The 22,290-nt window shown below is 36.3% G+C and carries 19 protein-coding genes; 14 read left to right on the forward strand and 5 right to left on the reverse strand.

Going from position 1 to position 22,290, the window contains the following annotated elements; translation table 11 throughout:
• The first annotated feature begins 19 nt into the window (after window positions 1–19).
• The 14 genes from tssO (ACZZ9T_RS08070) to polA all read left to right on the forward strand — a co-directional run bounded on the left by tssO (ACZZ9T_RS08070) (window position 20) and on the right by polA (window position 18,646).
• Window positions 20–550 (forward strand): type VI secretion system TssO, encoded by a 531-nt coding sequence (gene tssO, locus ACZZ9T_RS08070; protein ID WP_463431175.1) that lies wholly within the window; start codon window positions 20–22, stop codon window positions 548–550.
• A 20-nt stretch (window positions 551–570) separates the two neighbouring features.
• Window positions 571–1,089 (forward strand): type VI secretion system TssO, encoded by a 519-nt coding sequence (tssO, locus tag ACZZ9T_RS08075; RefSeq protein ID WP_463441641.1) that lies wholly within the window; start codon window positions 571–573, stop codon window positions 1,087–1,089.
• A gap of 39 nt (window positions 1,090–1,128) precedes the next feature.
• On the forward strand, window positions 1,129–2,034 hold the full coding sequence (locus ACZZ9T_RS08080) for a PKD domain-containing protein (protein ID WP_463441642.1): 906 nt from the start codon (window positions 1,129–1,131) through the stop codon (window positions 2,032–2,034).
• Between the two features lie 53 nt (window positions 2,035–2,087).
• Complete coding sequence (gene tssR, locus ACZZ9T_RS08085; RefSeq protein WP_463441643.1) at window positions 2,088–4,484, forward strand: type VI secretion system protein TssR domain-containing protein; 2,397 nt, start codon at window positions 2,088–2,090, stop codon at window positions 4,482–4,484.
• A gap of 93 nt (window positions 4,485–4,577) precedes the next feature.
• Entirely contained in the window at window positions 4,578–5,081 is a 504-nt protein-coding gene (locus ACZZ9T_RS08090; RefSeq protein ID WP_463441644.1) for a DUF4280 domain-containing protein, read from the forward strand.
• An 18-nt stretch (window positions 5,082–5,099) separates the two neighbouring features.
• A complete protein-coding gene (locus ACZZ9T_RS08095; RefSeq protein WP_463441645.1) occupies window positions 5,100–8,123 on the forward strand; it encodes a M23 family metallopeptidase in 3,024 nt (1,007 codons plus the stop codon).
• A gap of 28 nt (window positions 8,124–8,151) precedes the next feature.
• A complete protein-coding gene (locus tag ACZZ9T_RS08100; RefSeq protein WP_463441646.1) occupies window positions 8,152–8,949 on the forward strand; it encodes a hypothetical protein in 798 nt (265 codons plus the stop codon).
• An 84-nt stretch (window positions 8,950–9,033) separates the two neighbouring features.
• Window positions 9,034–9,981: a hypothetical protein gene (locus ACZZ9T_RS08105; RefSeq protein WP_463441647.1), complete on the forward strand. Its 948-nt coding sequence runs from the start codon at window positions 9,034–9,036 to the stop codon at window positions 9,979–9,981.
• A gap of 163 nt (window positions 9,982–10,144) precedes the next feature.
• Window positions 10,145–10,549, forward strand: a complete 405-nt coding sequence (tssD, locus tag ACZZ9T_RS08110) for a type VI secretion system tube protein TssD (protein ID WP_463429230.1) — start codon at window positions 10,145–10,147, stop codon at window positions 10,547–10,549.
• A gap of 296 nt (window positions 10,550–10,845) precedes the next feature.
• Window positions 10,846–12,771 (forward strand): type VI secretion system Vgr family protein, encoded by a 1,926-nt coding sequence (locus ACZZ9T_RS08115; protein ID WP_463441648.1) that lies wholly within the window; start codon window positions 10,846–10,848, stop codon window positions 12,769–12,771.
• An 11-nt stretch (window positions 12,772–12,782) separates the two neighbouring features.
• Window positions 12,783–14,126, forward strand: coding sequence for a hypothetical protein (locus tag ACZZ9T_RS08120; protein ID WP_463441649.1), 1,344 nt, complete (start codon window positions 12,783–12,785; stop codon window positions 14,124–14,126).
• A gap of 706 nt (window positions 14,127–14,832) precedes the next feature.
• Window positions 14,833–15,237 carry a type VI secretion system tube protein TssD gene (gene tssD, locus ACZZ9T_RS08125; RefSeq protein ID WP_463431195.1) on the forward strand — a complete coding sequence of 135 codons (405 nt, stop codon included), beginning with the start codon at window positions 14,833–14,835 and terminating at the stop codon, window positions 15,235–15,237.
• 89 nt (window positions 15,238–15,326) lie between these two features.
• Entirely contained in the window at window positions 15,327–15,713 is a 387-nt protein-coding gene (locus ACZZ9T_RS08130; protein WP_463441650.1) for an META domain-containing protein, read from the forward strand.
• A gap of 98 nt (window positions 15,714–15,811) precedes the next feature.
• Window positions 15,812–18,646 carry a DNA polymerase I gene (gene polA / locus ACZZ9T_RS08135; protein ID WP_463441651.1) on the forward strand — a complete coding sequence of 945 codons (2,835 nt, stop codon included), beginning with the start codon at window positions 15,812–15,814 and terminating at the stop codon, window positions 18,644–18,646.
• A gap of 42 nt (window positions 18,647–18,688) precedes the next feature.
• Here polA and ACZZ9T_RS08140 read toward each other — a convergent pair whose 3' ends face one another.
• From ACZZ9T_RS08140 to ACZZ9T_RS08160, 5 genes are all read right to left on the reverse strand, one after another.
• The gene (locus ACZZ9T_RS08140) at window positions 18,689–19,642 is read right to left on the reverse strand and encodes a Fic family protein (protein ID WP_463441652.1); all 954 of its coding nucleotides are present in this window, start codon (window positions 19,640–19,642) and stop codon (window positions 18,689–18,691) included.
• Window positions 19,643–19,691: 49 nt separating this feature from the next.
• The gene (locus ACZZ9T_RS08145) at window positions 19,692–20,090 is read right to left on the reverse strand and encodes an immunity 22 family protein (protein WP_463441653.1); all 399 of its coding nucleotides are present in this window, start codon (window positions 20,088–20,090) and stop codon (window positions 19,692–19,694) included.
• A 233-nt stretch (window positions 20,091–20,323) separates the two neighbouring features.
• On the reverse strand, window positions 20,324–20,887 hold the full coding sequence (locus ACZZ9T_RS08150) for a DUF4256 domain-containing protein (protein WP_463441654.1): 564 nt from the start codon (window positions 20,885–20,887) through the stop codon (window positions 20,324–20,326).
• 24 nt (window positions 20,888–20,911) lie between these two features.
• Window positions 20,912–21,622 (reverse strand): hypothetical protein, encoded by a 711-nt coding sequence (locus ACZZ9T_RS08155; RefSeq protein WP_463441655.1) that lies wholly within the window; start codon window positions 21,620–21,622, stop codon window positions 20,912–20,914.
• A gap of 64 nt (window positions 21,623–21,686) precedes the next feature.
• Window positions 21,687–22,244 (reverse strand): YdeI/OmpD-associated family protein, encoded by a 558-nt coding sequence (locus ACZZ9T_RS08160; RefSeq protein ID WP_463441656.1) that lies wholly within the window; start codon window positions 22,242–22,244, stop codon window positions 21,687–21,689.
• Between the last annotated feature and the right edge of the window lie 46 nt (window positions 22,245–22,290).

Below are 22,290 nucleotides of genomic sequence, written 5' to 3' on the forward strand. Positions count from 1 at the left end.
TCCAAACCAAATCACGATTATGTCTGTAAATAGAGATAAAAAATTGAATAAATCCGACGTCAGGATAGGTGTTTGGAAATTTATTCTGTCGTTCGTAGTTTTATCATTAATTTCTTTTTGTGCAGTATTTTTCTTTTTCAAAAGTTACCATACCCAACGGCAAGGTATGGAACATGAAGCTGAAAAATACGCAGAACTTCTGGGACGAAGCGAAGTCCTGAGAATAAAAGTTGACAGTATCCATCATCTGATGTCTCTTCTTGACATCAATAAAGTAGAAAATGACATCGCCCTCAGAAGGCAGATCACCGATGAATTGTATGATGCCCGTAGCATCATGGGCGCAGACAGTTCAGATAATCTGAAACCGTATGCTGTTTTACTAAAAAACATAGGTCCTATGCTGGAACTTAAAACAAAAATCATTGATGTTTCTAACCAGAAAGAATATCACCGAAGCCAGCTGCTGAGATGCCAGGGGAAAAATGCAGGTGTTGTAAAAGAGCTAAAAGTAGATCCCACCAGAAAATTTACCGGTAGAAGGAGATAGATCAATTTAAATATTAAAGTATGCAGGGACAAATTACATTATCGAAAAAAGAAAAACGTTTTCAGTTTTTATATCTCATTCTTATGCTTTTAGCAGCAATGATATTTTTGGGGATTATCTTTTTAAATAAATTTCAGTCACCTTTTGATTCATCTGATGTTATTACATTGAGAGTTCTTGAGCAAAAATCACAGTTTGATATCGAACAAAAGAAATTACAGCCCACCGTAGACAGCACTTTTGTTAAGATATCGCATCTCAGCCCGGAAAATTCTGATGTGATGGCAATTCATGAGATTGGAAAGAATAGTGATTTTATTTCATCAACAAAAAAAAGATTTATTACTCCGGATAGAAGAGTAGATGCATATCCTCTCATTGCAGATTTTTATGATATGTATAGGGAAGATAAACAGATGATAAAATATATCACTGACGATGTCAAAAGGCTGGAAGTAATCGTAAAAAACTGCGAAATGGGCTATAAAGACAACGAGCAGAGATTATTTGACCGAACCAACGCACTCAGATCAAAATAAAAAGAACCAAGTTATCAACACACATCACAAAAATTTATTATGAATTATTTTCAGAAGAACAGGAAAAACATCATTATCGGTGTTGTTGCTACATTGCTGCTTGCCGCACTCGTCGCATTGTGGCTTCAAAAAAAAGTTATTCATTCGTCGGATGATATTGTAGGCGCTGTATATCCTTCTACAATTCTCGTGGGAGATACGTTGTTTTTTGAAGATAAAACACCTTTTGCAAAACAGAGAAAATGGAATTTTGCAGATGGTAACACTTCTGATAAGAATAAAGGATATCATTTTTTCAACAAGCCAGGTTATTACAGCGTAACGTTGATTATTGATGATAAATACACCAAAACGTATCCCATCATTGTTTCTTCAAAAAGGGTAGAAGCAAAAGACAGTATAAGAATACCTACCACCATAGATGCACCTATTCAGGCGATGCAGTTTGAAAATGTAAACTTCAGGGCATTATCAGACGGCAAACTTTTTACCTGGAACTTTGGAGAAACATCAGGAATAAATTCTAGAGATAAACTGTCAACATATTCTTACAAAAACCCAGGTGACTATGTCGTAACATTAACTACCGATGCAGATAAAGAACCTATTTTACACAGAATAAGAATTGTGGCAGAATACAATGAGGTTGAAGAAGAAGTTGCCGTAGATGATTTTTATGAAAAAAGAGATAATGACTTTAAATACCACCTGCAGCAAATTGCCAATGGCAACAGTTTTAATATGCATTACAATTATTTACTCAGCAAATATTTGTGTAATAACGAAAACTCTATTGTACAGGTAAGCGACAGCAAGGTCAATAATTTTTATCTCTACTGCGCAGGTCTTCAGTTTGATAAAAATAATGTGATACAGACTGTAAAACTGAATTACGATGATGCACAAAACTGCGTTACCAAAGTAGATGTCAACCAAAGCAAATAAATATTATCGTTCTGAATTTTTTCGGACACACCACCATCATAAAGAAAATTAAGATGAAAAATAAATTTCCTCTAGCGGTATATTATATAGGTTTTTCTATATTGCTCGTAAGCTGTCAGGTAAAATTACCTTCAAAAAAAACACCTGAACCCAAACAGTATGGTCATATCGATAAAGCTTCAGTAATCGATGGATTTCCGAAGAAATCTGTCCCGTGGATTGCAATCTCAGATCGTTCAAGAAACACAGCCTATCTTGATAAAAGTGACGAAAAATCGTATAAAGAAGTCAAATTTTTGGAGCCTTTGATGGTTTTGAAACATAGAGACGGCATGGTAAAAGTAGCAGAATATATTCCTGATGCTTTAATGAAAAAAGTTTCGTCAAAAAATATAAAAACTTACGGCTGGATTCCGGAATCTGACCTTCTTCTGTGGAGTAATTCTCTGAAAAGCGAACAGACAGGCTATCCTGTGAAAGTTGCCGTAGTACCCAGCAATCCGGAAGTGATCAGAAGTGCAGAACGTTACTATAAAAACGATTCTATAATGGTTTTTAATTCGCCAAGCCTGATAGAAAATGCTCCTGTGAAAATTCCGAACGGTCAGATGGTGTATGTCTACAAACAAGCTGAAAATAACAAAAGATTTTTAGTGGGAAAAAGACCGTCTATTGATATAGACAGCATCAGTACAGGGTTATATGGCTGGGTAAGTTCAGATGTAATTTCCGCATGGGGAGAACGTTCTGCTGTTAAAATGAAAAACCCTACCGGAATAAAAGAGACTGCGTTAGGTATTCACGAAGGTTCCCCGGGAGGGACAGATTCAGAAAAAAGAACAGCCATATTACTTACAGATGTTGATAAAAGAACACCTCTTGAAAATATTTTCCCTGTAAACTTACCCCTCAATGATACTCTTGCAGCAGATACCAAAACAAAATACTTCACCAATATTTTAGACTACAGCAAAAATTACGTCTACAATGTTTTGGGCGAACCGATTTATTTTGACAGATACCGAGAAATTACAGAAAAAAATAAAAGAGCAAACATCGTTTTTGTTTTAGACATAAGCTCATCAAATGCACCGTATGCCCCAATCGTAAAATCACTTTTACAGGATCTGCAGCTAAGATTTGAAAAACCGTCATATTTTAATTCAGTTAAATATGGTGTTGTACTTTATAAAAATAATCCTTGCGGTGAAAACGTAGTTCCGTCTCCTTTAAGCAAAGATTACAGCAAGATCACAACATTTATTGATCAGAAAGTCAATGAGATGAATTGCCAGAGTATAGGCGGTAACCAACCTGTCAACGAAGGTTTGATTGCAGCTGGTAACTTACTGTCTGAAGTTCCGGACGAAACCAATATCGTGATCACAATCGGCACCTCTGCCAACAGCGGCAATATGTACGGCGTTATCAATTCTTTAACGCAGGCTCAGGCGAAAGTGATTATGTTCCAGACGAGTGCAAGATCTTCAGATACGTACAATGACTTCGTTTTGATGGCAGAGAATATTGTTACAAATACTGCCAAAAACGTTGCTGAGCTAAAAAAACAGAAAATCATCAATCAAAGTGATGTTTTAACGAAGAATAATTTTAATTTAATTGAAGGTGATGCGGGCTTTTATTCACTAGATTTTCCTAAGCAGAGTATGGCTCCGGGGTTTGTTATTTTTCCTAAAAAAGGTGATATTACAGCACCCGGTTTCCTGAAAAAATCGGTTGATAGTCTTATCGCTCAGGTGACATTAGACAACAATATGATCGATAAATCTTTAAATGATTATTTCCATTCATCTGTTGGAGCGGGAAGAACAGATGTAGATTTTAAATATAAATATCTTTACCCCGGACTTACCAATCCGGTTCCTTCCGGTATTGCGGCACAGTTGATTAATTACGGGAATCCTTTTTTAGTGAAAGGTTATATTCCGAGAGAACTAAAAGAATTTGATCCGGGAATGGAAAAGGGAATTTTAATTTCTGAAACCGAATATGATCAGCTTAAAGCTTTTTATTCTGAAGTATATGAAAATACAGGAGCTGCAAGAACAGATTTTAAACAGTCAAGAGCGGTCAGAGAGTACATCAAACTTCTGAAAAAATACAATCCTACCCTTAAATTTTTAGATAAAGGAGAATTGTATGAGCAGCCCATGTCTTACGCAGTAGGAGTGAGTACCGGGTTTGATAATTCTGAAGCTGAATTGATGTCAAAATATAAATTGAAAGGCTGGAAAAAATCAAAGATCATTACCAACGATCAGGCGAGAACCTATTTCAAATTTTACAAAGATTTGGCTGAAAGAATGCTTACCCACAGAAATAATCCTGCTGTAAAAATCAAGCAGAACGGACAGGAATTTTACTGGCTTAATGAATATTTTATGCCGACTACTTTACCTGCAGATGCACCGGAATATACTCAACATTAATAACTTATAATACAAAAAAAACGGAAATTTACTTTCCGTTTTTTTTATGTTTAATATCTTTTCGTTATCTTTGGTTACCAAACATCACAAAATATGTCAGAGCAATCATCATCTCATGACGGCAAACACTTTGTCGTTCAAAAAGGGAAATGTCAGTGTAATCAAGGTGATCAGTTCCCACAGCATAAAGTTACAACCCATCAAAAACATTACTGGAATGATGCTGAAGGCGGTGCAGATTATCTCGCCGTTACAGAAGACGATTTGCAGTTTAATCCGGCAGGTCCCAGTTTCGGAAAATGTAAACTCAAGCCAAGCTCCAGCGGATACCTTCCCTGCTCGTATGCTCCTGCAGGAAAATGGCAGAAAACCTACGAGAAAGTTTTGGTTATGGGTAAAAAAGTCGTGACTGAAATTTCTGAGCTTCAATGTACTGTCGGCGGTAAAATTACCATTAAAGATCACGGACAACGTGGCGAAATGAGCAAGCAAAATGTGAGAAATGCTGATGAGAAAATCGTTAGACATATAAATCCTCTTGTGGATGTGAAAGCATTCAAAGAAACGGCTTTGGAAAGTGAATTAGACGCTTATTAATCTGTAAATAGTTCTGTGATGACAAAAAGAGGAGTTTCAAAAATAGCAGGAAATCCTTCTCCAAAAATAGGAGAACAAACCACTTATACCGTTACCGATTGGTACCCTGCAACACCGCAAACAGAAAGAAATACAACTGGTGTTACCTGGGAATTGTTTAAAAAACGTTCCAATGGTAGATTTACCACTACAAATATAAAAAAAACAGGTGCAGGAGTTTTCACATTCGGGGAGGTGGCTCAAAGAAATACATACCGTCTTGAGGCATATCTGTACGAGTCTGAAGGAGACGGACCTTCATCCATAGAAATTTCGCCGCAGCCTGTTGCTATTCCAAGAATTAATAAAGTTGAACTTCAGTATGTTGATGATTCACCCGGAACAGTTTTTAGTTATACCGAAAAAATGCGTGCAAGAGCACAATGTGTAAACTTATCAGGACAAAAACTAAAATTCTCTCTATGGGAAGATGATGCAACAGGAGATGGTCATAACACCAGCAATCTTTTAATTGAAACTAAAGAAGCAACCGTTAATTCCAGCGGAGTTGCCGTAGCAGAATTTATGTTAACCCGAGCATTGATGCAAAAAGCAATGCGTGGCGAGACAGATCCTCAAAAGCTAGAATTTTATGTTACGGTAGAATATTTTCAGAACAGAAAACATGCAACTGAAAATGTTAATGTAAATAACCCCTCACACACTCCGAGATCAACCGCACAGCCAAGACCGCAGCAACCTGCAAATAATTCTACAACGGCTCAACCAACCCAACCTCGTAACAATAATGTTCCGCCAAGAGCTCCAAACTCACCAGCAGCCGACAAACCACAGTCTCAAAAAGAAGAGAAAGGAATTGTGGATACGGTAACTGACTGGTGGAATAATCTGGATCTTTGGGATTGGGCAGAGTCTCCAGGAACAATTACACCTGCAAAACCACCCACGCGACAGACTGATGGTGGAAGAACGGTAAGTATCGTACAAGATTCTGGAGTTGAAAATTTATTGGACGCTTATTTTGCCAAAAAAGAATATTCGAAACTAACGGGTGAAGCAGATGGAAATCATGTTTACACTTTTGGCGGAAGAAAAGCAAATAACAAAACATCAACAGCTGAAGAAAAAACAAAAGTTGCTGATTCTATTTTGAGAAGAGTTGCAGGTACTTTAAAGAAAGAAAAAAAGTATACCACAAAGGAAGCCATCATAGGTGCTCTCACTGCAAATGAATATGGAACAGATACTGTAAATAATAAAACAGTTACCATTCCAGCCTTTAAATTAGGCGCAGAATTCAAAAAAATTAACAGTGCTCCGATAGATTCTAAAGTTTATTTGGTTGCCAGAACATCTGGTTTGAATGGAACACAGGCAACAATCATCATCAAAGAAAAAGATGGCTTACTGAAGGGCTCTGCGGGAGCTATACTGCCAATTTTAGAAATAACCGAAGCTCAAATGGAACAAGCTCCACCTACGACAGGAGAAGTTCCGGGAACTGAGAAAACAGAATTTAAAGCAACCATAGAAAACGGAGTTGCGAAAGTACCGGTTCATCTGAGACCTAAATCTAATGATGATTTTAAAATTTGGAGAGAAAAAATAGCAAAAGGAAAAGAAGAAGGAGAATATACGTATAAATTTGGAGGTCCGAATACGATAAGCAATGAGGCCGATAAGAAAAGAATTGCCGGGATTATCTTAGATATCGCAAAAAAAGGAAATGCCAACAACCCTAAAATTGCAGATGATAAAACAGCTTTTGTAAGCGACATTGAAAGTGTATTAGCAATAAAAGCATATGCTCAAAATGATACGATTAAATTTAAGCTCTATAAAAAACAACCTGAATTTTTATACCTGCAGGCAAAAGCGCAAGGTGAAAAATCGCATGAAAAAGATTTCCTCAAGTCTGACGGGGCATATTTCCAGATGACAAAAACAAAACCGGTAATCTTCCCATTGCTTGTAAAACCTGAAAATGATACAGGTAAAACATGGGGACAAAATTATTATTGGGCAGCAAGCCAAGGAAGTAACATGACCACCTTTAATTCTAATAGAAGCGGAGGCAAGCGAAAACACGCCGGTCGAGATTTATATACATTACCGGAAACCGAAATTGTAGCAATGGCAGATGGTATAGTCCTGAAAACAGCACCTTTCTATGCAGGAACAGATTATATTGCGGTACATCATACCACCAATGACGGAAGAGAATTTATCATTAATTACGGAGAGGTTGCTCCAAGCAAAAAAGAAGTGAAAGAAGGTGATAAAGTAGTACAGGGTCAAAAATTGGGCGTTACAGGTTATCTTCAGGGGATTACTGTAATCAGCGGTCATACGATTTATATGATTCATTTTGAACATTATACGGGAAGCGAAGGATTTGATTTAAACGCCAATCATATTTTGTCTGGAGATAACCGTTATAAAAGGAGAAGTGATTTGGTAGACCCTCTGGAAATTCTGAAGGAAGGTTATCGCAACACTTTTGAAGAAGATACAGGTGATGATGAATTGTTTACTGTAGAAGACGGTAAAGAAGCGATAGAGGAACTTTACAACCGTTACAAGGATAGTAAATGGAATTGGAAATGGGAAGGTTCTGAAGAAGAAGTTGAGGTTACCGGAAAAGATTTGGTTACTATTGTCGAGAAAATGTACAGATTAGAAACTGCGCATTTTGCTTCAAAACAGTATCAGCACTGTGGTACCGGAGGTATGGAAGCATTTGGAGAGCCACCTTATTACGGCTGGGATTCTACACTTTTTGTCGAGCAGCCGGTAGGAACATGGAGTGCATTTGAAGGAAAAGGATTAAGTGGTGCCGGTGGAAATGCGCAAATTACCGACAAGCCAAAAGAATTTGTGAAATTACCTTCAGTAATCGCCGGAATGGAATACAAAGCAAAATACATCATCAAGTATCAGGGAAATTACGCAAGATGGTTTAACAGTAGAGATACAACCGCACAAACCGCATACAGAACATCTCTTCAGAACGTTAGAGCAAGATTTACTGATGCCTTGTAATAAAATTTAAAATATTTATCAAATTAAAATGAAGCACACCGCAATAGTTTTTTTCGTTTTATTCATGTTTGGATGCCAAAAGGCTTCCAGCAAAGTAGATGGAAATGCCATAGTACAAACAGCTCAAAGTCCACAACAGCAAATTGATACAAAAGATTCTGAAATTAATTGTGAAGAGTTTTTCCGGCAAATTGTTTTATCGAGTAATATTACAGCAGTAAAAAATTACAAAGATATTTTTGTTAAAATAGAAAGTAAGTCTGATGATAAGATTGTTTTGGAAGTCTTTGTAAAAAATCAGTCAGAATCTGTAGAGAAACAGACCATAGAAAGTGCGGTTGCCTGGCTTCATTTTTTTCCGGATACAGAGAAACTCTATGATATCACATCAGATCCGCAAGAGCCATCTGACGTCAGTTACAATAAAGAGCTTCTGAAAAAATATGATTTTAGAAAGCTTTGCGGAATAACTGCTCAAAAAAGAACAGAAAATAAAGCCGCAGGCTTAAATAAAACAAATTGTAAAGAAATTACGGGAGATATGCTTTCAGGTGAAGAATGTACGGTTTCAAATCAATCTTTAGACGAGGTTTATGAGGAAATTGTTAAAAAATCATTAGTGAAAGATGCAGAATTTCTATTGAAAAAGCTTCCTAAGAGTAATACATCCGAAAAAATTAACAAGAATGGGATCATTGAGATTTCCTATAAAATAAAGCAAAATCAAGTTCTGATTGAGATGCTTTATGAAGGTGGAATTACAGATATTGAACTGAATAAAAAAAATGAATCTGTCGTTAGAAAAATTATATACAATGCTGATTAGGAAAATAATTATCAAGCAGCAATTTGCGATTACGATAATCAACAGCAGTATTTAGTTGACTAACTTAAAGAACAAAGAAAAGGTATGATGCTTCATTTCATTCGTCCGGGAGACACTCTGCAAAGCGTTGCCGATCAGATCAATTTAGAAAATCCAATATACATTAAAGAATTTCACAATCAGAATTGTGCGAGCGAAGATCTGATTGATGAAAATCTCATTGCAGGAAAAAAATTGTTTCTTCCCAATAATGTAATGGTTCAAAAATACAATTCAAGAAATGATGCACCTTTCAAAAGTCCGCAGAAAAATCCGAAAATCAATTTTATCCCGGAAAATTTACATTCAAAATATAAAGTAAGTATCACAGAATCAGCTTCAGATGATGAAATACAGACAAAAAATTCCTTTTCTTATGAGTTTTCTTTAAAATGGATAAAAAATGAATTTGGAAACCATACTTTTCATCTTTCAAAAAACAATTTCTCCAATAAAAATCACGCAAAGATGGGAGATTTGGCAATGGGCTGTATTCAATCAATCAATCCGATAGAAATTCACACCAATCAAAAAGGTGAAATTCTGAGAATAAATCTTTTACAAGAGACCATTGAAAATTTCCCTAAAATAAAAGAAAAACTGAAAGATCAGTTTCCGGATCAGTATGCCGAAATCTATATTGAAGAATTTGAATATGTTGTTCAAAATGAAGAATTATTTCAGAAAAAAATGAAGGATGATGAGTTGATCAAAACCTATTTTGCACCCATTCGTAACGAATTCAAAAACGGGAAATCTCACTTTGAAATAATTTTGGAGAATGAATTGACAGCTATTCATCAGGTTGCGGATATTTCAGAAAATGATGATGAGATTATTCTCAACCAAGCTTCTCATTCCGGAATTTATTACACAGGAAAATATATTCTTTCAAAAGACAAAGGTCTCATCAAATCTTTGGAAATCACTCATTCCTATACTCAATATAAAGTTTTGTACACCACAGATTTCAAGCTTAATGAAATTATTTAAATCTTTTTACACTTCCTTAGATTGTGATTTATTATATTAAAATCGTAGAATTACTACAAATTTTGAAATAATGCTTTAAAATTTTCAGAATGAGTTTGGTTGGAATTATCTTTGGTAAACAAAATACAAATCAACATATATTAACGATTAAAATTTACGGCACATGGCATCAAATTCAAGAGGAATCTTAAAATTCAACGGGAGCGAGGGTCAGAAGTTATTAAAGCTTAATTACAGCGTATCGCGCTCCACGGATGTTTCTGGGAGAGTGGCTTCAGATCCGTCGAATGCAATCATCAAATTAACGATCGAGGCTACAGAAAAGTCAGACATTCTGGAATCTTTACTGAACGGAAAATACAAGCCGACTTCGGGCGAGATCACGTTCAACAAATCTCATGAAGAAGGCACGCTGATTACCCTGAACTGGGAAAACGGCTACGTGATCCAGCATGAGGTAGACTTCGATGCGGTAGACGAAAACTCAATGCTCATCAGCTTTGTAGTGAGTGCCGAGAAGATCAATTACGGAAACGCAGCTTACGAAGGTCTTTGGCCGTCAAGCTAAAAATTTTTCACTTTTCAGTATTATTGTATACAAAGCAAAGATCGTCCTGCAGGACGGTCTTTTTTGCCTGAAATGTTATTTGCAGCAATTTTCCGTCTATAGTTTATCCTGAGTGAAGTTGAAGGATTTCTCTCCGGTCTCCGGGGAAGTAGGTTTTAGAAATCCCTGTCAGCGAAAGGATTATTTTTCATAAGTATTGACGAATTTAAAAGTTAAAAATCCAAAATTTAATCTTTAAAAAACGGTAAGAACAGATAAAATTTAATAACTTTAAACCACCACACAATCACAACAATATGAATACCGCAGAACAAAGCCGAGGTTCATCCTTCCGCCCTTCTCAGAATGCAGAAGGAATCTCAGAGAGCCATCATACGGGGATCAACCGTCTGGTAAAATTATCTTTGGTGATAGAAGGTAAGGTGATCAGATATTACAAACATTTTAAGCTCACCCAGAGCGCACGCCGCCATCATGAGTTTACCCTTACTCTGGCTCACGACACTTTGGGAGACCGTCAGACCCATACTTTAGAAGAAGCCAACAGGTTTTTAGGCAAACGTTTGACCGCCGTTATTTCCTACAAAGACATCGACAGGAGTCCGGAACGCACCTTTGTGGGCGTTATTACGGGGGTAGGTTTCAGTCAGGAAAAAATGAGTCTTGGGAATATTGTTTTATCCGGTTACAGCCCGACCATTTTACTCGACGGAGCACCGCACATCCAAAGCTTCGGAGGCAGCCAGCCTGTGAATATGGGAATCATCGCCGAAGAAGTCATCAAACAGGGTTTAGATAAAAGCCGCTTCGATATCCGGATCGATACCCACGATTATTCACAGATTGTCTACAGCAGCCAGTACGACGAGACGCATTACAATTACCTGGCGAGAATGGCAGAAGCGTATGGCGAACAGTTCTACTACGACGGCGAAGTGCTTCACTTCGGGAAACTTCCTGCTCAGAACACACCGATCAGACTGACGTACGGAAGCAGTGCCAACGACATTAAAGTAGAGCTGAAAGCGGTACACACCAAACCTCAGTTCTACGGTTACAACAGCAGCAAGAACGAGAAGCTGACTTCAGGAGAGACCCCGATCCGTCATGTCGGAGATTTGGCCAAAACAGCGTATCAGCACAACGATAGTATTTATAAAACTCCTTCACTGCGTGTTGCCCCCATTAAAGCTACGACCCATTTGGATGTAGAATATTCGCAGAAAAGCACATCGGGAAGTGAGGGCGTGAATGTTTTTAATCTTTCAGGTTCTACAACGGTTCCTTTTTTACATCCGGGATGCGCAGTCGACATCGAAATGCGGAAACCTGATACGAATGAAACCTCCTATTTCACGAGAATCATGGTGACGGAAACCACGCATGAAATTGATGCAATCGGTCATTACACGGGAAGCTTCCACGGGATCGCTTCAGACACGGGCTTTCTCCCGAAACCTGACTTTTCAACCCCGAAAGCCGAACCACAGATCGCCACGGTGATCTCGAACACCGATCCGGAAGGACAGGGCAGGGTTCAGGTGAGGTTCGACTGGCAGACGAACGATACAACTCATTTTATCAGAATGATGAGTCCTGATGCGGGAGGTACAGAGCAGATCACCCAAAACCGGGGGTATGTTGCGATTCCCGAAGTAGGCGATCAGGTGATGGTCAACTTCGTACACAATCATCCTGACCGTCCTTTTGTCATGGGCGGAATGTTCCATGGCGGCATCGGATTGGGTGGCGGGATGGATAACCGTGTAAAATCGATCCAGACGCGGAGCGGCCACCGAGTGGTTTTCACGGAAGATGAAAGCATTATCATTACCGATAAATCCGGCAATAAGATCCATCTGGATACCACGGGAAGCAATATCAATATTACAGCCCCTGAAACGATCAATATTAAATGCAGGAATTTTAATATTGATGTTCTGGAGAATATGAATACGAATGTCGGAATGAATAAAAGCAATTCTGTAGGATTGAATATTACGGAAACAGCGGGAGCCAATATCTGGCAGAATGCGAGTTTAAATTATAATCTGAATGCGACCAATATCATGAATATGGCGTCAGAAAATTTTACTTATGATGCTACTGATATCCACAAAAATGCATCAGAGGGCATTGAAGTAGCGGCTGCAAAAGATTATGTACAAAACAGCGAGCAGACGATTCATAATCTGTCAGGAGAGAAGGGTCATAATGCATAAATCGAAAGGCGATGGGAGATCAGAAAACGAAAGGCAGGATACAAATTTTTGCAAAAAACATCAGAGGTAATGCCAACGGAGGGATTCTAGAAGAAAGCAGATTTACAAAGAATATTGCAGGAGGACGACAGGTGCAGAATGGCTCCGGTGGAGGGGTAAATCATGATGTGAATCAACCAAAAAAAGAACTTTTAAAAGTTATTAAAGTTGAAGGTCCGTTTGATGAAAACAATAAACTTGTAGACTGTGTTGAAAAAGGAAAGTGGTATAATTATAAAGCAAAATTTAACAGGAAGCCGGAAAAAGATGAAGAAAAAAATTTAAAATGGGCTTCAGAATATGATGAAAACGGTAGAAAAAAAATATTAATCGATGTTTCCAATAAAGGATTAACAGAAGTTTCTCATAAAATTCTAAATTCTTTTACGGCTCATAAATTAAAGATGTATGCTTATTTCCAGACACCTGAATCTCACGCTAAAGCTGAAATCATACAAGGGGAAATTCTGATCGTAGTAGGAACCGAGCAACATTCTCAATCTTATGGAAATAAACTTATGTTTCCCGCACAGGCGGTTCGAGAGATCAGAGAACATTATAAAGATCATAAATATGCAAATATCATCATCTTTTCTGATGCGTTTACAGACATGCAACTAAGCATTATCAAGAGAGATGCAAAAAAATGGAATGCAAATCTGTATTTTAAGAAAATAAAAACGGTAAGCGACCTGATAAAATATATCAATGACGGAGATGCTACCATAAGCAGAAGCAAAGCAAAAGTTTCTACTCTGAAGATTTTTGCACATGGTTTACCGAGTATCTTAGATTTTGGTTTGGATGGTGATCAGGAAGAATCTCAACGTTTTAAGAAGGAGCATGTATCGCAATTAAAGAAAGAGTCTTTCACTTTAAAACCTGAAATATTTTCTTACGCCTGCCGAACCGGAAACAGTGATGACAGAACAGTTACTCTCAATCCATCTTACAAATATGATTCAGAATCTTTAAAATTAGTAAAGCCAAAGGAAAGTTTAGCTCAAAAGCTAAGCGATCACCTTGATGCGAAGGTTTATGCATTTCTGAGAAGAAGTAATTACACTTCTACATGGCTTGACGGAGGAAATAAAGAATATAAATCTCAGTACATGACCATCGAGGATGAAGGTGTGAGCAGTCCATTCAATCCTGCGGACTGGTACAGGGCAACTCTTGGTGACAGCCGATGGGATGAGTCACTTTGGAATCCCAGAGGGGCATTTCTATTGCCAACCTCGGGAGCTTCGCCGGCAGGTCTTCTTGAAGCAGGAATGTTCGTTTTTGAAAAAGGAAAAGAACCAATAAAAAAATAATCGACTGATGAGATTTTTTAAAATATTTACATTTTTTGTGATTGTGTATTTACTGAGCGTTTTCACAGTTTACTTTTCGATGATTGATTATAAAGATACCGTTTCAGCATCATGTTTAGAATGCTCCCTGATTCGTGATGTTTTTGTTCTGCCTTTATTGAGTAGTGTTATACTGACGATTTTATACATTTTTTTGAAAAAAATAATTGAAAAAAAGATAGTGCTTTCTATTATTACAGTAATACTTTTTTTAGCATTGAACTGCCTGAATAATTATTACATTTTTGTTGACCGGGTTTCATCATGGAGTTCATTTACTTTACAGGGTGAGATAGCAGGAATGATATCCAATTCATATTTATATTTAATAATAAGCGCTTTTATAGTATATATCTCTGCAATGAAATTAAATGTAAAAGCACATGATGAGATTCAATTGAGAAAATAAACATAATGATCTTATTTAATTGTTTAAAATTCATTTAACAGTGAATTTTATTCAACAAAATATATGTAAAACCTTTTATGATAAAGGTTTTTTTCTTTTCGATAAATCAAAGTAGTAATTCTACTACACAAAATCGTAGTTCTACTACAAAATACAAATTAGACGAATAAAAACTTCCGGTTGCCAATCTTTGGCTCTATCTTCGCTATAGAAATAACATCAAATCACAAAATATTAATTGCTTAAAATTTACAAATCATGGCAGACAATTCAAGAGGAATCTTAAAATTCAACGGTAGCGAAGGACAAAAATTATTAAAGCTGAATTACAGCGTATCCAGATCTACAGACGTTTCAGGACGTGTAGCTTCAGATCCTTCCAATGCGATCATCAAACTTACCATCGAGGCTACAGAAAAATCTGAAATCTTAGAAAGTTTGCTCAATGGAAAATACAAGCCAACTTCTGGTGAGATTACTTTCAACAAATCTCACGAAGAAGGTACACTGATCACTTTAAACTGGGAAAACGGATACGTTATCCAGCACGAAGTTGATTTTGATGCAGTAGATCAAAATTCTATGCTGATCAGCTTTATCGTAAGTGCAGAAAAAATCAATTACGGAAATGCAGCTTACGAAGGTGTTTGGCCAAGTGCTTAAAGAGATCTTAAATTAAATTATCAATGAATAGCCTGCCTAAAAGCAGGCTATTCATCTTGTAAAATCAAAAAATCAAAAAAAAATTAATTATGAAAAAAATCATCATCTTAGCATTATTTACTTGTTTAGGTTTTACCATAAAAGCTCAGAGCAATGAACTTGAAAAAACATCTTGGCAGATAGAAAAAGTGAATACTGACGGAAGTGCCACTTTCAAAAAAGCTAAATCAATAAAATTTCCTGAAGAACAGCCCAAAAATAATTTTCTGCAGTTTGATGAAGACAAAAATTTTCATACAGGAAACGATTGTTTTCACATGATGGGAAAATACAATGTTTACGAAAATAATCAGATAGAAATTTCAGAGGGCATTTCAGATATGGTTGAAAATTGTAAAGAACCCAAAACATTCGTAGGAACCTTTACTTTCAAAATCAATAAAGACCGTCTTAAATTGATCCCTGTTAAAAATTAAATTTTTGAATCAATTTTTTACTCTGATAATTTATGCTCATTTAGAAATTCTGGAATAAAACCAAAGCCATTTTCTTATATTTGTTCATTATTCAAAATATGGACGCAACACAAGACAAAAGGCTTTTTCTGATCGATGCTTATGCAATGATTTTCAGAGGATATCACGCAATGTCAAAAAACCAGAGGTATACCAGTTCCGGAATGGAGACAACGGCTATTTTTGGTTTTATGAATTCCCTGATCGAACTCATTAGAAAAGAAAGACCTACTCATTTAGCAGTAATTTTTGATGTCGGTCAGGCAAGTATTCGCACGAATGATTATGCCGAATACAAAGCGAATCGAAGTGAAACACCTGAAGCAATTAAATTTGCCATTCCATATATCCATCGTATTCTGGAGGCGATGCACGTTCCGAGTTTAGGTATTGAAGGATACGAAGCTGATGATGTCATAGGTACCATTGCATGTAAAGCCGAAAAGGAGAATTACACAAGTTTTATCGTGAGTGGAGATAAAGATTTTGCTCAGTTAGTTACAGATAAAATTAAGTTGTATAAACCAGGTTTCAGGGGTGGCGAAATTTCAATTTTAGGGGTAGAAGAAGTAAAAGCAAGATACGGAATCGAAGATCCGAAACAGGTGATCGATTTCTTAGCAATGATGGGCGATTCATCTGATAATATTCCGGGACTGGATGGTGTTGGTGAAAAAACGGCCATGAAATTTCTTAAAGAGTATGGCAGCATAGAAAATCTTTTAGCAAATACCCATCAGTTAAAAGGAAAGATCAAAGAAAAAATAGAAGCCTCTGCCGAGCGCGGAATTTTATCTAAAAAATTAGCAACAATTATCTGTGACGCTCCCGTAGAATTTCACCAGGAACAATACGATCTTGATACTCCCGATTTTGAAAAGGTAAAAGAGATTTTCGACGAGATAGAATTCAGAAGACTTTACGAAAACCTTTACCGTGCATTTGCTCCGGCTGAAACAGTTACGGTAAAAACAACAACGGTAGAATCTAATGCCGACAACCAAAAACCAAAAACCGCCAGCCAAAGTGGTCAGCTTGATCTTTTTGCCAGCTTTGAAGAATTGGAACAGGCAACTTCTACAAAAGAAACCATTGAGCAAAATGACCACCTGTATCAATTTGTTGATAATCCTAAAGCTCAGAAAATATTAGTACAAAATCTTCTAAAGCAAAAAGCGGTATGTTTTGATACGGAAACAACTTCGCTGAACGAATTGGAAGCCGAATTGGTCGGAATGAGTTTCTCCTACAAAAAAGGTTTGGCATATTACATTCCGCTTTCTGACGACCAAGGTGAAGTTTTGCAGACACTGGAAATTTTCAGACCGTTTTTTGAAAAAGAAGATTTAATTAAAATCGCTCACAACTTAAAATACGATTATAAAGTTCTGAAGCAATATAACATGACCGTAAAAGGTGCGATGTTCGATACCATGATTGCACATTACCTTTTAAATCCCGACGGAAGACATGGTATGGATTATCTTTCAGAAGTTTACCTCAATTATAAACCTGTTTCTATTGAAACCATTATTGGCAAAAAAGGAAAAAATCAGGGCAATTTCAGAGATGCAGATTTGCGGACACAGACTGACTATGCAGCAGAAGATGCAGATGTAACTTTCCAGTTATATGAATTGTTTGCACCTCAATTAAAGAAAGAAAACCTTGAAGATCTTTTCTATAATGTGGAAATGCCTTTGATGGAAGTTTTAGCTAAAATGGAACTCGAAGGAATTTCTTTAGACGAAAAATGGCTTGCTCAGGAAAGTATTGACCTGGAAAATGATTTAAGACAATTAGAATCGAAAATTTTTGAAATTTCGGGTGAAGAATTTAACATGAACTCACCTAGACAATTGGGCGATGTCTTATTTGATAAAATGCAGCTCGACCCAAAAGCCAAGAAAACGAAAACCGGACAATACGCAACATCAGAAGATATTCTACAGAAATTAGCTACAAAGCACGAGATTATTCAGCATATTTTAGAATACAGAACCTACCAGAAACTGAAATCTACTTATGTAGATGCTTTGCCGTCACAAATTGATAAAGATGACAATCGTGTACATACCAATTTTTCACAAACCACGGCTGCAACAGGTCGTTTGGCAAGTGTAAATCCGAATTTGCAGAATATCCCGATTCGTACGTTGAGAGGTCAGCAAATCCGTGGAGCATTTGTTTCCGGTGAAGGAAAGAAGATTATCTCTGCCGATTATTCTCAGATCGAATTGCGTCTGATTGCCGAAATTTCTGGGGAAGATAATATGATCAAAGCATTTCAGGATGGAGAAGATATTCATGCTTCTACGGCTGCGAAATTATTTAATATTCCATTGGAAGAAGTTTCAAAAACACAGCGTGGACAGGCAAAAACCGTCAATTTTGGAATTCTCTACGGTCAGGGAGCTTTTGCTTTAGCCGAACAAACCGGTTTATCCAGATCTGAAGCGAAGCAGATGATCGAAGCCTATTATGAAACCTACCCGAAACTGAAAGAATACATGGCTGCACAAGTACAAAGAGCCCGCGATATGGGTTATGTAGAAACGATTTTAGGAAGAAAACGTCACTTGAAAGACATCAACTCCGGAAATTTTGTGGTGCGTGCTCATGCCGAAAGAAATGCCGTGAATGCTCCCATTCAGGGAAGTGCAGCAGATGTTGTGAAAATGGCCATGATCAAAATTCAGAAAGAATTAGAGAAAGAAAAGTTGCTGACCAAGATGCTTCTTCAGGTGCATGACGAATTGGTTTTCGAATCTCCAATTGATGAGGTTGATGTGGCTACAAATATCATTAAAACCGAAATGGAAAATGCTATTGAAACGCAAGTTCCGTTACTCGTTGAGGTTGGAGTAGGAAATAATTGGCTGGAAGCGCATTAAGAATATAAAACGAAAAACTTCCGCTAAAATGCGGAAGTTTTTTTATATTTTTTTGTAAATACTTGTTTTTTTGTCCCCTGATTTTTCAATTAAACCTTTGTCAACAGCTGTTTTTAGATCACGACTTGCCGTGGCTGAAGAGATTTCTGAGAATTTTTTCATGTAATCTTTCCTTGAAAATTCATTTTTTATACTTTCCAGAAAAATCATAATTCTATCTTGGTTGGTAAGCTTTTGAACTGAATTTCCCAGTAATTCGGAAAGTGAATCATCAATAATGCCCAACATATACTCAATAAATTTTGTTGAATGACCTTCTTTGTCAGATTGAGAAAGTGCTTGATAATATTTGGCTTGATTGTTTGAAATTAAAGTTTCAAAAGGTAAAAATTCAAATATGGGAAACTCGTTCATCAAAATCAATGTTTGCCAAAGTCTGCCCATTCTCCCGTTTCCATCCATAAATGGGTGAATAAACTCCATTTCATAATGAAAGACACAACTTTTAATTAAACCTAATTCAGTATCGTTTTTCAAATAGTAAAAAAGATCTTTCATCAGGTAAGGAACATTTTCAGAGGAAGGAGCAATATGTTCAACTTTAGAACCTTTTAAAATTCCAACTCCCTGAGTTCTGTACATTCCGGCCTTTTCAACCAAACCGTTCATCAATATTTTATGAGCTTTTAAATAATCTTTTTCGTAATTAAACTTTAATCGATTTAAGTGTTTATAAACTTCTAAAGCATTCAAAACTTCCAAAATATCTTTCTTAGAACCTAAAACTCTTTTGTTTTCTAGAATTGCGGTAATCTGACTTTCTGAAAGTGTATTTCCTTCAATAGTTAATGATGAATGAATGGTTTTAATTTGATTTTGCTTTCTTAATTTTGGATTATTTTTAATTAGATATGTAGCATTTACCTCTCCTATTTTCTGAGAGATATTTGAAATTAAGCTTAAAATTAAACTGGTAATTTGATAAGGAGGTTTCATGAGTGATACTATCATTTGATACTATCAAAGATAATAAAATTAGTTTATTCTAATACTCAATCTCCACACTACCCATATATACCAAAGTAAAATCGTCATTTTCTACAGAAACTGGCTTGGGAATTTGTCCCTGACTTACAAATATTAGAGAGTTGATGTCAAATTTTAATTCTGACAGGTTGATTTTGTGCACCAGTTCCGGAAGCCACTGATCCGCAAATGAATATTCTGAAAAGTTCTCGTAAATATTATTGCTTAGATTTTCAAAACCATATTCTGCCATATCACCGTCAAACCAAACCGTGTCCTGTGATTCTGCAAATTTTGAGATGTAACTATCTTCATCTTCTTCATTCAGATAATAGTTGTCATCTTCTTCTACAAACTGTAAAAACTGTTCTTCTGAATTAAAATTTCCTACCCAAAAATCTAAAAACTGTGTGTTCATGCCAAATTTTTTGAAGCGCCAAAGGTAAGATTAATAGTTTTTATATTAAAAGTTTTTCATGTGTTTACAACGTCTATTCGAATAGATTTTGAAAAAATCATATCAGGAACTTTTTAATTTTGCAATTTTTTATTGTAAATGAATTGTTGGAAAGCTCACAGTTTCCCGATACATTTTTCTTTACTTTGCTACAAAAAACACTCGAACTGACGAAGGTGTTGGTAATTTTAAATCTAAACCTTCAACATTCCACGAAAGGCTCTCGCTGCATAATAAGAATTGGCACCATTATGATATACAAAAACTGTATTATAACGTCGGTCACAGAATAATGCGCCACCCAAAGCTCTGATATCTTTTGGTGTTTTGATCCAGCTTGATGTTTTGAGATCAAATTCTCCTAAGGTCTGTAAAAACCTATACTGTACTTCATCAAGAATTTCAATACCCATTTCTGCAGCAACTGTGAGTATATCATTCTGGGGTTTATTTTCTTTTCTCGAATCCAAAGCTTCACGATCATAGCAAAAACTCATTCTTCCTTTCGGACTCTCTGCCGAACAGTCAAAAAACACATATTCATCAGAGTTTTTGTCGTAATCTACGACATCTGGTTCGCCACCTGAATTTTCCATTTCGTTCAATGACCAAAGTTTTTGTGAATTTATCGTGAGTTTTTCTTCAATTTTTGACCAATCCATTTTCGGATGGCGATGGGTATTTTTTTCAAAACGTTGTTGAAGAACATCAAGAAGTTCTGTGGTTTCTCTTTCAGATAATTGTTGTTTTGATGCCATGATGAAGTGTTTTTAGTTTAAAATTTAAGGAAAATAGATCAGCCTATCATTGGGCAGATCATACTCATAGATTTTGTCAGTTTCAGGATCAATGTAAAGCCATTGAAAAGTATTGATTGTATGTTCAGATTCTGTATAAATTCCCAGCACGTAATATTGCTTGTCTTCTCTGTTGCGTTTCTCAACTGAATATGACAAGTTTTCCTTATTTTTTATGGATAATTTAATTAAATCTTTATGAGAATTGGCAATATAATATTCTGCAAGTAGATAAAGATGATCACGATAGCTGTCGGACAATTGATCTTCATTAGATAAATGATATTTGATTTCTTTGCCGTATTCTTTCCTGAACTTTGAAACGTTTCCGTCTCTGATTTTTTTAGCAGAAACAATCCATTGTGCATTTTGCGGAGTTTCTCCGTCTCCTGCAATGTAAATAGAATCATTTTTCCATGTAATGGCGATGAGGTCACCTCGAAGGAAACTTCGGTCGTTGTTATTATCGTTTATAAAATAAACTTCTTTTTTTCCTTTTTTACCGTTGAGCTGTGAATAATCGAAATCATCATTATAAGAAATAAATTCGATGGTGTCTTTTTTAATGGAATCTTTCGTAGCGACAATTTTCTGCACTATTTCTTTTTCAGGCTCATCTACCGATTGTTTTTTTGGTTCAGGCGGTGTACAGGAAAAGCAAAATATAAGGAGTAGAGCTACTACAGCTTCTTTCATATGTTCTAATTTGGAATTTAAAAATAACAAAATTTTATGAGTAAAAATTGTAACTGTTACTGTTTTAAGTAACTCTCTTCTCCTTTTCACTCTCCGAAATTGTTTTTTCTAAACGTGAAATTTGTGTTTTTTCCTGTTTCGCACTCATGATCCAGTGCGTTATGACCTTTTTATAAGATGGCGCTTGCTTTTCGAAAAATTCCCAGGCTTTTTTATTGTCCTTAAATTGTTTTTCGTATTCATCAGAAAGCTTGATGTTTTCAGTTTCGTGAGAATAGATTCGGGATTTGTTTTCTTTTCTGAGTTTAAAAGCTTCTAAACCTTCAGTTCGCATCAATCCGGCTTTGGTAAGTTCTTCAACTTTATTGATATTTACTGCACTCCAGATGCTTGTCGGTTTCCTTGGGGTAAAACGAATGGTGTAGCTTTCTTCATCGATTGATTTTCTTACTCCGTCAATCCAGCCAAAACATAAAGCCTGATCTACAGATTCAGACCAGGTGATGGAAGGTTTTTTGGTTCCGACTTTATAAAATCCTACCAAAATTTCTTTTTCAGTTGTATGATTTTTTTCGAGCCAGTCTCGGAAGTCTTTTGGGGTTTGGAAGAAAGTTGGTTTCATTTCACGGAATATTATCGTCCTATTGCTTTCAGTCGGTTTACTGCTG

It is taken from the genome of Chryseobacterium sp. AC417 (genome assembly GCF_979258215.1).